Origin of the sequence: Novosphingobium oxfordense (genome assembly GCF_044029435.1) — a bacterium.
In the GTDB taxonomy this organism is placed as follows: domain Bacteria; phylum Pseudomonadota; class Alphaproteobacteria; order Sphingomonadales; family Sphingomonadaceae; genus Novosphingobium.
This window is the reverse complement of the sequence record NZ_CP147005.1, coordinates 1,997,701-2,013,324: the sequence shown is the minus strand read 5'-3', so window position 1 is coordinate 2,013,324 and position 15,624 is coordinate 1,997,701. Positions and strand designations below refer to the sequence as shown.

The window sequence follows — 15,624 nt, the reverse complement described above, 5'->3', positions numbered from 1 at the left end:
GGCGCAGCGTTGAGCGGATCGTGCACGCCATCCCATTCCCGTCGCCCCCGCGAAGGCGGGGGCCCGCTTTCTTTCCTCCATTCTCGCCATGCGCGCGCCAAGAGGAAGCGGGATCCCCGCCTTCGCGGGGATGACGAATTATTGTTAGGTTGTGGGACGGACCGGCTGGGTCTGAACCGGAGCGGGCCGGTCCAGCGCTTGTGAGGCAGGGCGCACCCCACCTCACAAACATGCAGATTTCAGCCGACCTTGGTGCCGTTCAACTGCATCGTGCCGAAGAACCCAGCCTTGATCGTGCCGGTCAGGTCGGTGCCGTCCACGGTCGCCTTGCAGTCGAGGTCGATCGGCATGGGCGAGGTCATCTTCATCTTCCAGCTCAGCGTATTGCCGCTGATGGTGCCGTTGCGCAGTTCCATCGTGCCCAGATCGCCGGTGATCTGGCCGGTGAAGGTGTCACCTTCCGGCACGATGGTCAGTGTACCCTTCTGGTGGCCCATCGGGGTCTTGGTGGAGCATTCGTAGGTTCCGCCGAGCGACATCATATTCTCCTGTTCGAGTCCGTGCGCGGGCGCATCATTCCGATTCGCCTTCCGCGCCTTCTTGCGCGGCGGGTGCCTGCTGGAATTCGATCGGCAGGCCAAGCCCCTTGAGCTGAGGTTCCACGGCCTTGCGATCACCCACGATCACGAAGACCAGCCCCTGCGGGCGCAGGAACTGCGTGGCGGCGGTGGCCACGGTGGGCTTGCCGATGCCGCGGTACTTGGCTGCCAGCGTCACGTAATAGTCCTCAGGCCGGCCCAGGCGGTCGTTCTGGCTGATCGCGCCGGCGACTTGTCCGTTGGTTTCGAACAAGTTGGGAAGCTGGCGGATGGCGCCATCGGTCACGCGCTGGAATTCCTCGTCCGTGATCGGCTTGGTGGCGGGGTAGGCGGCCATGTCCGCCAGGATCGCCTTGATCGCGGCGCCGGTACGGTCCGACTGGACGGGGGCGGAGAGCATGAAGCTGCTGGGACCGATCGGCTTGCTGACGCCGCTGTAGACGCCGTAGGACCAGCCTTTTTCCTCACGCAGGTCCTTGTTCAGGCGCGAGAGGAAGCCGCCGCCCAGCACTTCGTTGGCCAGTTGCAGCGGTTCGGTATCGGGCGTGCGGCCGGTGATCGGCAGGATGCGGCCGGCCATGATCACGGACTGGGGCGAATGCGGTCGGTCGATCAGCACGATGCGCGGCTTGCCGGCGGTGATCGGCGCGGTGAGCGGCTTGACGGGGGCGGGGGTGGCCGGCGCCTTCCAATCGCCGAAAGCGCGTTCCAGCAGCGGCTTGAGCTGCTCCATCGTCACATCGCCGACCACGGTGATGCGGGCCAGGTCCGGCCGCAGCCACTTGTCATGCGCGGCCTTCAGCGCATCGGGCGTCAGTGCGGCGAGGGTGGCGGCCTGTCCCAGCCCGTCGCTGGGCTGTGCGTAGGGGTGGCTACCATAGAGCGCGGAACCCAGTGCACGGCGGGCCAGCGCCGGCGGCGAGGACTGCGTCTGCGCCAGCGCGGCTTCGGCCTGCGCCTTCACGCGCTCCACTTCCGAAGGGGCGAAGGCGGGGCGGCGCACGACGTCGGCCAGCAGGTCCAGCGAGGGGCCGAGGTTGTCGGTCAGGGCCGTCAAAGACGCGCTGGAGGTATCGAGCGATCCGTCGATGGAGATACTGGCGCCCAGCCGTTCCTGCGCCTCGGCAATGCCGGTGGCGTCGAGAGTGGCGGTGCCCTGGTCGAGCATCGAGAGCATCAGCCCTTGCGTGCCCGGCGTGTCGAGCGCGTCGGCGGCATAGCCGGCGTCGAAGTCCATGGTCAGCACCAGCTTGGGCACGGCGGTGCGGCGCGCGAGCACCACGGGGATGCCGTTCGAGAGCGTGGTGCGCTCGATCGCCGGGAACACCAGCGCGCCCACCGGGGCGACCGGCGGCGCGGAAATTTTCGGTGCGGGCGGCAGCGCGGGGGCGGGCGCCTTGGGATCGGGCTTCGGCGCGGGGGTCTTGTCCTCATCCCCCCAGCCGCCCAGCTTGGCGCCGTCCATCGTGCGTTCGCCGGGCACCACGTCCAGCGCGTAGACCGGGCGAGAGAGCCACTTGTTCATTGCCGCCTTGATCTGCGCGGGCGTCAGCGCGGCCATGGCGGCCAGATCGCGCTTGTACTTGGCCGGGTCGCCCGAATAGGCCTGACCTTCGGCCAATGTGGCGCCCTTGCCTTCGAACCCGCCGACGCGTTCCAGCCCGCCGATCTCTTCCGACAGGGTGCTGACGACGGCGCGGCGCACTTCGTCCTCGCTCGGCCCGTCCCGCAGGTAATCGGCCAGCACCTGGTCGAAGGCGGCATTGGCCTTGGCGCGGTCCACGCCCGGCTTCACGCGCATGCCCATCGACAGGAAGCTGATGCTTTCCTCCACTTGCGCGCTGGCGGTGACGCCCACGGCAAGCTGCTGGCCGCGGACCAGTTCGTTGTCGAGCCGGGAACTGGCAAGGCCGCCCAGGATGTCCATGCCGACGGCCAGTGCGGGCGCATCGGGATCGTTGAGACCGGGGCCGGTCCAGTTGCGACTGAGGTAGGTCAGCGGCACCTGGTCGGCGATCTCGCGGTGGATCGGCGCGGGCAGGGTGACCGGGCCGGCGGTGACGGGCGCGACTTCGGGCCCGCGCGGGATCTGGCCGAACCACTTTTCGACCAGCGGTTTCGCCGTCGCCGCGTCGATATCGCCGGAGAGGACGAGCACCGCGTTGTTGGGGCCGTAATGGTCGGTGAACCATGCGCGCACATCGGTCAGCGTTGCCGCGTCAAGGTCGGCCATCGAACCGATGGTGGTGTGGCGATAGGGGTGGCCGACGGGCAGCAGCCCCTCGTTCAGCGCATACTCGACAAGGCCGTAGGGCTGGTTGTCGCCCTGCCGCTTCTCGTTCTGGACGACGCCGCGCTGCTTATCGAGCTTGTCCTGCGTGACGGCGGGCAGCAGGTGGCCCATGCGGTCGCTTTCCAGGAACATCGCCAGCGGTAGCGCGCCGGTGGGCACCGTCTCGACATAGTTGGTGCGGTCGTAGGACGTGGAACCGTTGCTGGAGGTGGAGCCGGCGGCGTCCAGCGGCACGTCGAAGTCCGGCACGTTGGAGGAACCGCCGAAGAACAGGTGTTCGTAAAGGTGCGCGAAGCCGGTCTTGCCGCGGGGTTCGTTGCGGGAGCCGACATGGAAATAGAGCGTGACGCCGACGATCGGTGCCTTGCGGTCGGTGTGGACGATCGTGGTGAGGCCGTTGGGCAGCACGAACGTCTCGTAGGGAATGTCCACACGCGACACGAGTGCGGCGGGGCTGGCCGGCTGCGGCGCGGCGGGCGCGGTGTTGGCCGCTGGCGGCAGGGCCGCGCCTGTCGCGGGAGGCGTGCCGGCAGGGGCAGTGGCGCAGGCGGAAAGGAGCAGGGCGGTGGAGAGCGCGAGCAGGCTCGAACGGGTCACGGTTCGCATGGCCAGAGGTCTAGCACGGATGGCGCGGCCCGCCAGTGTTTCAATCGCTTGGTGGGTTTTGGTGGTGGCGGCGGTTTGTGGGCGAGTGGTCGGGGATGGGTATGAACGCGAGACCGGCCCCACTTACCCGTCATCCCCGCGTAGGCGGGGATCCCGCTTTTCTTTGCGGGCGTGGCAAAAGGAAGCGGGGCCCCCGCCTTCGCGGGGGCGACGGAGTGTCATTGTGCGTGGGATGGATGGGCAGCCTGAACCGCCTCTAGACCCACCCCTGCACACTCACCCCCGCCGGAAGATCTGCCCCGAATCGAAGCGGGTGATGCGCCATTCGCCGTCCGGATCGCGGCGGCATTCCATCTTCACGTCGGCCACCGCCAGCGGGTCGCAATACTTGTCGAACGGCGCCTCACCCTGCGCGGCGAAGAACACCAGCAGGTAGCCGACCTTGGCATTGTCCGCATCGTCGAACGAGACGCGCAAGCTGGTGATGATGTGGCGCATGGTCATCAGCCCGGCACCGGCGCGCAGCGCCTCGGCACGGCCCTGGTAGAAGGTTTCGACCGCCTTCAGCCCTTCGCGCCATTCGCCGCCCACGTTGTAGGCCACGTCCTCCGCCAGCACGTCCGACTTGCGCATTTCCAGGCCGTTGTGAATGTCCAGCTCGTCGCCCCATTCGTAGACCACCTGCTTGATCGCGAGCACGTCCGCTGCCTGCTGGGGGGTGAATTTCGCCACTGTCGATACCTCTTCCAGTTGGTCCCGGCCGTTGGGTCCGGTCCTGCCGGCGCAGGCTAGGCAAAGGGCGGGCCTGCGCCAAGCACTTGCGCGCGAAACACCGGCTTCACCGCCCGGGCGACGTTGGCCGAAATACGGATAGGCAAAATTGTCGGCAGGTTCAGGGTTATCGGGGGCTGGCAATCTGGCGGCAGACCCCCATGTTGGGGCGGGCCGGCTCCGGCTTCCCGTGAGCCACCTGTGATTTAACGATTTTCCTTGCGCGGCATCACGCGCGAAAAGATCATTGCACGTCTTGTGTTGCAATAATGCAACACTATATGATCGGGATCAGGAGGCAATTCAGACCATGAATCTCGAAAAATTCACCGACCGGGCCAAGGGGTTCCTGCAGGCCGCGCAGACCGTGGCGATCCGCATGAACCACCAGCGCATCAGCCCGGACCACATCCTAAAGGCTCTGCTGGAAGACAGCGAGGGCATGGCCGCCGGGCTTATCAAGCGTGCGGGCGGCAATCCCGATTTCGCCGTGCAGGAAGTGGACAAGGCGCTGGGCAAGCTGCCTGCCGTCTCTGGCAGCGGGGCGCAGGCATCGCCCGGGCTCGACAACGATGCCGTGCGCGTGCTCGATCAGGCCGAGCAGCTTGCCACCAAGTCCGGCGACAGCTTCGTCACGGTGGAGCGCATGCTGCTGGCACTGGCGCTGGCCACCACGACCACCGCAGGGCAGGCGCTCAAGGCCGCCAACCTGACGCCGCAGGCGCTGGAGGCGGCGATCACCGACTTGCGCGGTGGCCGCAAGGCCGACAGCGCGGGCGCGGAAAACGCCTATGACGCGATGAGCAAGTACGCGCGCGACCTGACCGAGGCGGCACGCGCCGGCAAGCTGGACCCGGTGATCGGGCGCGACGAGGAAATCCGCCGCACCATCCAGATCCTCGCCCGCCGCACCAAGAACAACCCGGTGCTGATTGGCGATCCCGGCGTTGGCAAGACTGCCATCGTCGAGGGGCTGGCCCTGCGCATCGCCAATGGCGACGTGCCGGACAGCCTGAAGGACCGGACCCTGATGTCGCTCGACATGGGTTCGCTGATCGCGGGCGCCAAGTATCGCGGCGAGTTCGAGGAACGCCTGAAGGCCGTGCTCGACGAAGTGAAGGGCGCGGACGGGCAGATCATCCTGTTCATCGATGAGATGCACACGCTGATCGGCGCGGGCGCTTCCGAAGGTTCGATGGACGCGGGCAACCTGCTGAAGCCCGCTCTCGCACGCGGCGAACTGCACTGCATCGGCGCGACCACGCTCGACGAGTACCAGAAGTACGTCGAGAAGGATGCGGCTCTGCAGCGGCGTTTCCAGCCGGTCTTCGTGGGTGAGCCGACGGTCGAGGACACAATCTCGATCCTGCGCGGGCTCAAGGAAAAGTACGAACTGCACCACGGCGTGCGCATCACCGATGCGGCGCTGGTGGCGGCGGCGACGCTTTCCAACCGCTACATCACCAACCGCTTCCTGCCGGACAAGGCGATCGACCTGATGGACGAGGCCGCCAGCCGCATCCGTATGGAAGTGGAGAGCAAGCCCGAGGAGATCGAGAAGCTCGACCGCCGGATCATCCAGCTGAAGATCGAGGAAATGGCGCTGGCCAAGGAAACCGACGAGGCTTCCAAGGATCGCCTTGTCAATCTGCGCGAGGAACTGGCCAATCTTGAGCAGCAATCGAGCGAACTGACCACCCGCTGGCAGAACGAGCGCGACAAGATCGCCGCCGAAGGCAAGATCAAGGAACAGCTCGATCAGGCGCGACTGGAACTGGAACAGGCGCAGCGCAATGGCGATCTCGCCAAGGCGGGCGAGCTGTCCTACGGCACGATACCGTCGCTGGAGCGCAAGCTGGCCGATGCGCAGGCCCAGGCCGGCAACGCCCTGCTGCGCGAGGAAGTGACCGAGGATGACATCGCCTCGGTCGTCAGCCGCTGGACCGGCGTGCCGGTCGACAAGATGCTGGAGGGCGAGCGCGAGAAGCTCCTCAAGATGGAGGAAGTGATCGGCGCCCGCGTGATCGGCCAGAAGGATGCGGTCTCCGCCGTGTCCAAGGCGGTGCGGCGTGCCCGCGCCGGGCTTCAGGACCCGAACCGGCCGCTCGGCTCGTTCCTGTTCCTCGGCCCCACGGGTGTCGGCAAGACCGAACTGACCAAGGCGTTGGCCGGCTTCCTGTTCGACGATGACAGCGCGATGGTCCGCATAGACATGTCGGAGTTCATGGAAAAGCACGCGGTGGCCCGCCTGATCGGCGCGCCTCCGGGCTATGTCGGCTATGAGGAAGGCGGCGTGCTGACCGAAGCCGTGCGGCGCCGCCCCTATCAGGTCGTGCTGTTCGACGAGGTGGAGAAGGCCCACTCCGACGTGTTCAACGTGCTGCTGCAAGTGCTGGACGATGGCCGCCTGACCGATGGCCAGGGCAGGGTGGTGGACTTCACCAACACCTTGATCATCCTGACCAGCAACCTCGGCAGCCAGTACCTGACCCAGCTTGACGAAGGGCAGGACGTGGACACCGTGGAGCCGCAGGTGATGGAAGTGGTGCGCGGGCATTTCCGGCCCGAGTTCCTCAACCGGCTGGATGAGATCGTGCTGTTCCACCGCCTCGGTCAGGAACACATGGGCCCGATCGTCGATATCCAGGTCGCGCGCGTGCAGAAGCTGCTGAAGGACCGCAAGATCACGCTGGACCTGACCGACGCCGCCAAGCGCTGGCTGGGCCGGGTGGGCTACGATCCGGTCTACGGCGCAAGGCCGCTGAAGCGCGCGGTGCAGCGCTACCTGCAAGACCCGCTGGCCGAGAAGCTGCTGGCCGGCGAGGTGCCCGATGGCTCGCACGTCAAGGTGGACGATGGCGACGGGGCGCTGGCGATCAGCGTCGTGTGAACCATAGCAGGGTAACTTGGGTAATCCGTTGTAATATGGCCCCTCGTCCGCTTGACCGTGGGCGAGGGGCCGTTACCGTGGCGCGATTATCGAGGCGCCCGGCCCATAGTGCCGGTGCCTGTGCATGCGATGGGGTATTTTCGATGAAGCGTTCGTTCCTGCTGCGCGGTGTAGTTGCCGTCGGTGCGCTGTCGATCGCGTTTCCCGCCGCTTTCGCACAGGACGTATCGGGTGAACTGGTTCGTTGCGGCGCAATTTCCGATGATGGCGCGCGGCTCAAGTGCTTCGATGCGCTGGTGCCCAATGCGCGCAAGACCGATGCCCAGCGCCAAGCCGAGGCGGCAGCGAAGACGACCGCCGAATTCGGTTTGACCCCGGTGCAGCGCAGCGAACATGCAAAGCGCGAGAATCCCGAAAAGGCCGCGCGTGAGGAACTGGCCCACCAGCAGGACTTGAGCGTGACCGCGAAGATCGCGGCCATGGACATAACGCCCTATACGGCGGTGTTCACGCTGGACAACGGGCAGGTCTGGCAGACGACGTCATATGGCCGCCTGAACACCATCCCGCGCGTGGGGCAGGGGGTGTCGGTGAAGTCCGGGCCGCTTGGCGGCTACCGCCTGACGATCGAGGGCAAGACCAGCGAAGTGGGCGTAAAGCGCATCAAATGAGGTCCGTCGGATGCGGCTTTGGCCGCGCTCCGACGATTTTGGTTCGATTGTAGGCGGTCAGCAGGCGTTGCCGCCACATGAGCTGGCGCGGTTGCGCGCCTCCATCGCGGCGCGTGCTGCTTCCTCTTCCTTCTTCCATTCAGCATTCGTCTTGCAAACACGTTCTGGAATTCGCGATGCCACATCGCGGACTGCGCGGCAGCGCATGGCGTCGGGATCCACAGGTGCACCTTTCGTCTGTGGATCATCCTTTCCTGCAGCGACAAGCGGGCTGCCTGCTGCAAGCAAAAGAAGTGGCAGGATGTAACGCATCTCTCTGGTTTCTCGCATAAAAAAGGAGGCAGCGATTTCTCGCTGCCTCCCATGTTTCGTTCTGACTGGCAAGCCGATCAGAAGTGGAAGCGAATACCCGCGTAGTAGCGGCGACCGAAGATGTCGTAGACGTCTGCAGCCGTATTCGAACCCGTCACGTTGAAGACCGAACCCGACAGGATGTTGGGGGCCTTCGTGTTCAGCAGGTTGTCGATGCCGAAGTAGAACTCGAACTTCTCGACCGGTGCGACGCTCGCCTGGGTGTCCAGGTAGAAGATCGCCGGAACCGAGACGCACTTCGCCGGCAGGTCGAACGAAGCACAGTAGCTCTGATCGTCTTCATAGGACTTGCCGATGAAGGTGCCGGTGAACGACCACTTGAACTTGTCGCTGGTGTAGCCGAGCGTCGTGGTGAAGCGATCGCCGGCCGTGCCGATTTCGCCATCCGACGGATCGGTGATGCCGCCCGCAACCGCAGTGTAGTCGTACTGGAACAGGTGCGTGTACGACAGGTTCAGGTTCAGGGCACCGTCGACATTGAAGAAGTGGACGGGGGTGAACCAGCTGGCGGTTACGTCAAGGCCCTGGGTCTTGAGCGTTGCGCCGTTGACGTTGTAATCGTTCACGAACTCGATCGAGCCAGAGCTGTTGGTCGACGTTTCGGTCGGGCGGCGAACGATGCGATCGCAATAGAACGGATCGCCAGTTGTGTAGCACTGGTTCAGGATCGTAGTGCGACCGATGGTGTCGATCACATTGTCGATCTTGATGTTGTAGTAGTCAGCCGTGATCGTCAGGTTACGCAGAGCGTCGAACGAACGCGGGTTGATGACCGCGCCAACCGTCCACGAGGTCGACTTTTCTTCCTTCAGGTTGGCGTTGCCGCTGTCGAAACCGCTGAGGCTCTGGGCGTCTGCCTGGGTCAGCGTAAACTCGCCGTTTGCGGCGATATTCGCAGCCACACCCGGTGCTGCACGGCAGTTGGTTCCCAGTGCGCCTGCAGTGGTTGCAGTCACGCCTTCGCAGGGATCCTGAATGCCGGCCGGGAAGGTCTGGGCCAGACCCTGGTACAGCTCACCGATGTTCGGTGCACGAACCGAGCGTGCCCAGCTGCCGCGAATACGCAGATCGGAGATCGGCTGCCACGTGCCCTGCACGTTGTAGCTGTAGATCGTGCCGACCGTGGAGTAATTCGCGGTACGCAGTGCGCCGCCGATTTCGAGCAGCTTGGCAAAGGGCTGATCCTTGAGGATCGGCGCCTTGACTTCGGCATAGCCTTCGATGACGTCGAACTGACCGTAGGTGTCGGGCAGCTGGTTGCCGCCGTTCAGGCCCTGGTTGGTCAGCGCGTCGTTGTCTTCCGAGCTCGATTCCTTGCGGTATTCGAAGCCGACGGCGATGCCGAGCGGGCCGGCGGGCAGATCGAACAGCGAACCGCTGACGTTACCCTGGACGACCTGCTGCTTGATGTTGGTCTGCAGCGACTGCTGAGCGGCGATGTACTGGATCGCCTCCTGCGAGATCGAGCCCTTGCCGAAGATGTTGACCGGAACGCAGCCGTTGGCGCGCGCTTCGGCATCGATGCAGACCACGTTGCCATCGGCATCCGTCATCGCGGCAAGCGCGTTGCGGAAGTTGTTGATGTTCACCTGGCCGTTCGAGGTCTGGTTCTCGGTAACCTGGCCGTAGTTGTAGCTCAGGTCCCAGTTGAACTTGTCGAGGATCGTGCCTTCGAAGCCGACCACGAAGCGCAGGAAGTCACGCGTGGTCTTGCCGGTGCGGTTGCCGAATTCCGACAGGCGACGGGCAAAGCCCATGTCGCGCAGGCCGTCGCCGTCCGTATCGGTCGCGGCAGCGAGAATCTCAGCGGGGACCAACGGGTTCGGCGTGAGGACGCCCACGCCGTTGGCGCCGATGACATAGTTTTCAAGCGGCATGCGGCCGGTCGCAGGATAGACGCCGGTCGAGGTGTCCGACGACAGTGCGAACGGCTCGATGATGCGCGACGACTGCGTCTTGTTGTAGGTGCCTTCGAAGAAGAACGAGATATCGTCCGACACGTCGTAGTGGCCGACGGCGGCAAGCGTGTAGCGCTGCACCGGAACTGCAAGGGTGCGGTACTGCTGGCGGTTGAAACCGTTCGGGCCCGTACCGTCGCCAAGACTGCTCGAACAGGTCAGGCCGCTGGTGGTCGAGCAGGACTGCAGAGCACCGTCGGGGCCATAGGTGAAGTTATAGGGCGCCTTAGTGGCGGGATCCAGGCCGACGACAAAGCGGCCCTGCTCCGGATAGCTCGAATAAGCCGGTGCGTAGGGCTTTCCGTAGTCGGCAATATCACCCGTCACGTAGATGGAGGTGTCAAGATTGTCGACCTGGGTGCCCTTGCGCTGGCGCGAGAGCAGGCCCTTCTCGTTCGAGTAGCCGAAGTTCACCATGATGTTACCGCGACCGTCGTCGAAGTTCGAACCCATGGTCAGGTTGGCCTGGTAGCGCGGGCTGTCGCCGTGCTCGGTGATGCCGTACTGGGCATCGCCTTCAAGGCCCTGGAAGTCCTTCTTGTAGACGAAGTTCACCACGCCGGCGACGGCGTCCGAACCGTAGAGCGACGAGGCGCCGCCGGTCAGGACGTCAACGCGTTCCAGGAACTGGGTCGGGATGACGTTGAGGTCGACCGTGGACGAGCCGGGAACGCTGGCAACCACGCGGCGGCCGTTGACCAGCACCAGGGTGCGGGCCGAGCCGAGGTCGCGAAGGTCGATCGAGGCAACGCCGGTGCCCGACGTGAGGAACGCCGAGTTGGTGCGGCTGAACGTCGGCGTACCGAACGCCGGGTTCTTGAGCAGCAGGTCCTGGATGTTGGTGACGCCGGACTGCGCGATGCGGGCGCTGTCAACGATCTGCAGCGGTGCGTTCGATTCGGCGATCGGGCTGGCGATGCGCGAGCCGGTGACCACGATGGCCGGGCCTTCTTCGGCATCCGGCTTGCTGGCGCCCGCGTCCTGCGCGTAAGCCTGCGTCGAGCACAGAACGGCAAACGCCGTCAGGCTCGTGGCGCCCCGCAGGACGGCCTTCTTGAGTGTGAGTGTCACTGTGTGTCCCTTGTTTGCAACCCCTCTCCCGCAGCGTGACCAGACGGAGAGAGGAGCCGGATTTAGCGTGCAGGTCTGAATAAATTCCTGCAGCCATGGGACTTGTGTTGCTGCCGTGGGGCGGTCGTTCAACCCGTTTTGCCACCTGAACGGCTAATGAATTTCACCTTGTTGCGTTTATGTAACAGGTTTTCCGTCCATGTTTTTCGCCATTTTTGGCGTAGGCCTCACGCTCTTGGAATGAAGTGCGCGGATGTCAGGAGCTTGCGGCGAAAATGTTGCAAGTTCGTGGGCGTTCCGGCAATTCCGTTGCTTCGGATTGTGTGGGCGAACTATTTCACCCGCCGCATTTTCACGGCCGCTTGGCCGCGCACCGAAACAAAATAGGTTCCCAGCACGCCCCGCGAGATTCGCGCCTCATTTCCGGCCTTGGGCGACAGGACGAAGTCGCGCGTGTCGTTCTGTTCCCATGTGCTGCCATCAGCGAAGGTGATGACCCAGCCGTTGGCATTCTGGCGCGCGCTTTCGACGGTCGTGGTTACTTCCTTGATCTCGTTCGAATCTTCTTCGCTGCCACCGAATCCCATCAGCTTGGCGACCGGCGCGGCAAAGCCGAACAATCCGCGCTTGGCACGCTGCACCGCCTGCTTGTCGGCGATGACGATTTCCTTCTTGCGCGTGGCTTCATCCAGCGCGGCTGACTGACGATCGAAACAGGCGAGGCGTGCTGTCCCGTCCGTGATCGTGCGGCAGTCCATGAGTTGCTGGAAAAGTTCGGGCTGAGGAGGGGGCTCGTCGTCCTTTTTGGCGGCCGACGCCGGCAGCGAGGCAAGCATTGCAAGAACCAGAACGGATTTCAGGGTGGTGCTTCTCATCCTGCGCATCGTGTCCCTCATTGCTGTTCGACAGGCTGGGGAGTGGTTAGCAATCGCTGGCGGGTTTCGGCAAGGCGCTTGGATGGAGCATGGAAGATGTCCGCTGCAGCGCTGCGATGCGCAATAAACTTACATCAAGAAGGGCCTCAATTCTTGCAATGTTGCGACAATGTCACGACGGCTGGTCGCGGCGGTGTGGCGGCATTTCAGGGCGCCGCGATTGCAGCAATTCTGCAATGTTGCGCTTTTGCCACAAGGTTTCGTGAATGTTGCGCCGCTGCGCGCAAGGCTCTTTGAGATAGATCCGCTTTGCGTAAGAAAAGCGCATCTTCCGGTGCGCGAAACATCGTTGCTCGGATTTCGCGCTTCCGGGGACTTCAAGGTGCATGGGTCACGCCGCACCTTAGGAAAGGGACACACCAGTGAAGACAACATCTCTCACCGCGCTGAAGGCAGGTGCAGCACCCATGGTGCTGGGCTTCGCCCTATTCAGCACTGCCGTGCAGGCGCAGGACACCGCAGCAACGGACGCTGCGCCCGAGGCCGGCGCGCCGATCATCGTCACGGGTTCGCGCATCGCGTCGCCGAACCAGACGTCGATCGCGCCGATCACCACGGTGACGTCGCAGGACATCAAGCTGCAGGGTACGATCCGTACGGAAGACCTGCTGAACTCGCTGCCGCAGGTTGTTGCGGGCCAGAGCTCGGGCCTCGCCAACGGTGCGACCGGTACCGCCACGGTCGACCTTCGCGGCCTTGGGCCGTCGCGCACCCTGGTGCTGATCAACGGCCGCCGTCTGATGACCGGTGACCCGAACAGCACTTCGTCGGCCGCTGACCTTAACTTCATTCCCGCCGCGCTGGTGAAGCGCGTCGACGTGCTGACCGGCGGTGCTTCGGCAACCTACGGTGCGGACGCTGTCGCCGGCGTCGTCAACTTCCAGATGGACACGGAATTCGAAGGTTTCCGTATCGACGCCAACTACGGGCTTTATACCCATAGCAACGGCAACGACTTCGCCCAGGACGTGCTGAACCAGCAGGCCGGCAACCTGGATTACACGTACCCGACCGGCAACAATGCTGACGGCGGCCAGTACGACGTCACCGCCGCGTTCGGCACCAGCTTCGATGACGGCCGTGGTCACGCGACTGCCTATGTCGGCTATCGCCGCGCGAGCGCCGTTCTGCAGGGCCGTCGCGATTACTCGTCGTGCTCGATCGGCGCCAGCTCGACTGGCACGTTCAGCTGCGGCGGTTCGGCCACGGCGAACCCGGGCAACGTTCTCTACTACGATCCCGCTAACATCAAATCGTCGACCATCGGCGCGTTGGGGGCGGGCACGATTACGCAGGGTGCGCAGAACATCTACAACTTCGCGCCGCTGAACTACTATCAGCGTCCGGACGAACGTTACACCGCCGGCGTCTTCACCGACTACGAGATCAGCAGCGCCATCCATCCGTACATGGAATTCATGTTCATGGATGACCGTACCGTTGCGCAGATCGCGCCTTCGGGCGATTTCGGCAACACGCTGACGATCAACTGCGACAACCCGCTGATGTCGGCTGCGCAGCGTGCCGAACTCTGCCAGACAAGCAATCTGATCAACGGGTTCATCGGCAATTTCCCGGTGGCTGCGGGTGCTCCGTTCAACGAAAACCCCGGCGCGGCCCCGATCAGCTATACCGATCCGACTACTGGTCAAACCTACAACAGGGCGTTCATGCAGTTGCTGCAGCGCAACGTCCAGGGTGGTGCGCGCCAGAGCGACCTTCAGCACACTGCGTTCCGCACCGTGATCGGTTCGCGTGGTGAGCTGGGCAAGGCTTGGTCGTACGACGCCTACTACCAGTACGGCCGTACCAACTATACGCAGGTCTATTCGAACGAGTTCTCGGCCTCGCGTCTCGCTAATGCGCTTGACGTGGTGAGCTATACCAATCCTGATACTGGCGTAACGAGTAATGTCTGCCGCGTCGCTTTGTCTGATCCGTCGTCGCGTTGTGCGCCGTACGATGTGTTCAGCGGCAACGTTTCGCAGGCCGCGCTGGACTACCTGTCGGCTACGGGTTTCATGAAGGGCCAGAACTCGCAGCAGGTCGCCAGCGCCACGCTGACGGGTCTGCTGGGCGAATATGGCATCAAGTCGCCGCTCGCGTCTGATGGCGTGAACGTTGCGCTCGGTGTCGAGTATCGCCGTGACTCACTGGAACTGAAGACCGACGAGGCCTTCAGCACCGGCGATCTCACCGGCCAGGGCGCGCCGACCCTTGATACCAACGGTAGCTACAAGGTCAGCGAACTGTTCGGCGAAATCGACATTCCGCTGATCCAGGACGGTTTCGTTCAGAGCCTGTCGTTCAATGGCGGCTACCGCTATTCGCACTACAGCATCTCGAACGGCCGCACCTTCAATACCAACACCTACAAGCTGGGTCTCGAACTGGCTCCGATCTCGGACATCCGTCTGCGCGCCGGTTACAACCGCGCCGTTCGCGTGCCGAACATCCAGGAACTGTTCGCGCCGCAGATCATCGCGCTTGACGGCACGACCGATCCTTGCGCTGGCGAAGACACGGTGTCGGCGGCTTGCGCGGCGCAGGGCGTGACTGGCGGTACCTCGCTGAACCCGGCGAGCCAGTACAACGGCCTGATCGGTGGCAACCCCGATCTGAACCCGGAAAAGTCGACCACCAAGACGCTGGGCGTCGTGCTTGCTCCGCACTGGATCCCGGGCCTGACCGGCAGTGTCGACTGGTTTGACATCAAGGTTAAGGACGCGATCCAGCAGTTTGGCGCTGACGCGATCCTGGCGGCTTGCGGTGTCTCGGGTGGCACGGCTGACGCGTGCGATCTCATCCATCGTAATCCGGCCGGTTCGCTGTGGCTTAGCTCGGACGGTTACGTGGAAGATATCTACCACAACGTCGGTAGCGTGAAGACCCGCGGCATGGAGTTCAACGCCAACTACACCCGTGAAATCGGCGATGCGGGTCGCCTGTCGCTGAACTTCGTCGGCACCTGGCTGGACAACTACACCGTCGACAACGGTCTGACCGAAAAGTACAACTGCGCTGGCTGGTATGGCCCGACTTGCGGCACTCCGCTGCCCAAGTGGCGCCACAAGGCCCGCGTGTCGTTCAACACGGCTAACGGCATGGGCTTGTCGTTCCAGTGGCGTCACCTCTCGGGTGTCACCACCGAGTTCGCCAACCCGTCGAGCACGCTGTTCGACGATCGCGCTCGTCAGCAGAACTCGCTGGACTACAAGATCAAGTCGCAGGACTACTTCGACCTGACCTTGACGGCGGCTCTGGGCGATCACCTGACCTGGCGTCTGGGTGCGACCAACCTGTTCGACAAGGATCCGCCGCTGGTCACCTCGACTGGTTGCGCCAGCGTGGTCTGCAACGGCAACACCTACCCGGGCACCTACGACGCTCTGGGTCGCTATGTGTTCACCGGCATCACGATGAACTTCTAATCGTTCCCTTGAGCGTTTAGTCTTTGG

The 15,624-nt window shown here is 63.9% G+C and carries 10 protein-coding genes; 3 read left to right on the top strand and 7 right to left on the bottom strand.

All coding sequences use genetic code 11. The features are described 5' to 3' along the window. Positions 1–239 precede the first annotated feature (239 nt). The 3 genes from WBP07_RS09335 to WBP07_RS09325 form a co-directional block, all read right to left on the bottom strand. Positions 240–539, bottom strand: coding sequence for a hypothetical protein (locus WBP07_RS09335; protein ID WP_395331636.1), 300 nt, complete (start codon positions 537–539; stop codon positions 240–242). 34 nt (positions 540–573) lie between these two features. Further along, entirely contained in the window at positions 574–3,498 is a 2,925-nt protein-coding gene (locus WBP07_RS09330; RefSeq protein ID WP_395390721.1) for a M16 family metallopeptidase, read from the bottom strand. Positions 3,499–3,774: 276 nt separating this feature from the next. Beyond that, positions 3,775–4,230, bottom strand: a complete 456-nt coding sequence (locus tag WBP07_RS09325; RefSeq protein ID WP_395390720.1) for a nuclear transport factor 2 family protein — start codon at positions 4,228–4,230, stop codon at positions 3,775–3,777. Positions 4,231–4,579: 349 nt separating this feature from the next. Between WBP07_RS09325 and clpB the strand changes: the two genes are divergently transcribed. After that, positions 4,580–7,159 carry an ATP-dependent chaperone ClpB gene (gene clpB / locus WBP07_RS09320; protein ID WP_395390719.1) on the top strand — a complete coding sequence of 860 codons (2,580 nt, stop codon included), beginning with the start codon at positions 4,580–4,582 and terminating at the stop codon, positions 7,157–7,159. A 143-nt stretch (positions 7,160–7,302) separates the two neighbouring features. Then, the gene (locus WBP07_RS09315) at positions 7,303–7,830 is read left to right on the top strand and encodes a hypothetical protein (RefSeq protein ID WP_395390717.1); all 528 of its coding nucleotides are present in this window, start codon (positions 7,303–7,305) and stop codon (positions 7,828–7,830) included. Positions 7,831–7,887: 57 nt separating this feature from the next. On the opposite strand, the gene WBP07_RS09310 is transcribed toward WBP07_RS09315, so the two are convergent. The 4 genes from WBP07_RS09310 to WBP07_RS09295 form a co-directional block, all read right to left on the bottom strand. Beyond that, entirely contained in the window at positions 7,888–8,142 is a 255-nt protein-coding gene (locus WBP07_RS09310; protein ID WP_395390716.1) for a hypothetical protein, read from the bottom strand. A gap of 77 nt (positions 8,143–8,219) precedes the next feature. Continuing rightward, complete coding sequence (locus WBP07_RS09305; RefSeq protein ID WP_395390715.1) at positions 8,220–11,231, bottom strand: TonB-dependent receptor domain-containing protein; 3,012 nt, start codon at positions 11,229–11,231, stop codon at positions 8,220–8,222. 332 nt (positions 11,232–11,563) lie between these two features. Continuing rightward, on the bottom strand, positions 11,564–12,127 hold the full coding sequence (locus WBP07_RS09300) for a hypothetical protein (RefSeq protein ID WP_395390713.1): 564 nt from the start codon (positions 12,125–12,127) through the stop codon (positions 11,564–11,566). A gap of 151 nt (positions 12,128–12,278) precedes the next feature. Next, the gene (locus WBP07_RS09295; RefSeq protein ID WP_395390712.1) at positions 12,279–12,494 is read right to left on the bottom strand and encodes a hypothetical protein; all 216 of its coding nucleotides are present in this window, start codon (positions 12,492–12,494) and stop codon (positions 12,279–12,281) included. Between the two features lie 34 nt (positions 12,495–12,528). Here WBP07_RS09295 and WBP07_RS09290 point away from each other — a divergent pair, with 34 nt between their 5' ends. After that, positions 12,529–15,597, top strand: coding sequence for a TonB-dependent receptor domain-containing protein (locus WBP07_RS09290; protein WP_395390711.1), 3,069 nt, complete (start codon positions 12,529–12,531; stop codon positions 15,595–15,597). Positions 15,598–15,624: the final 27 nt, after the last annotated feature.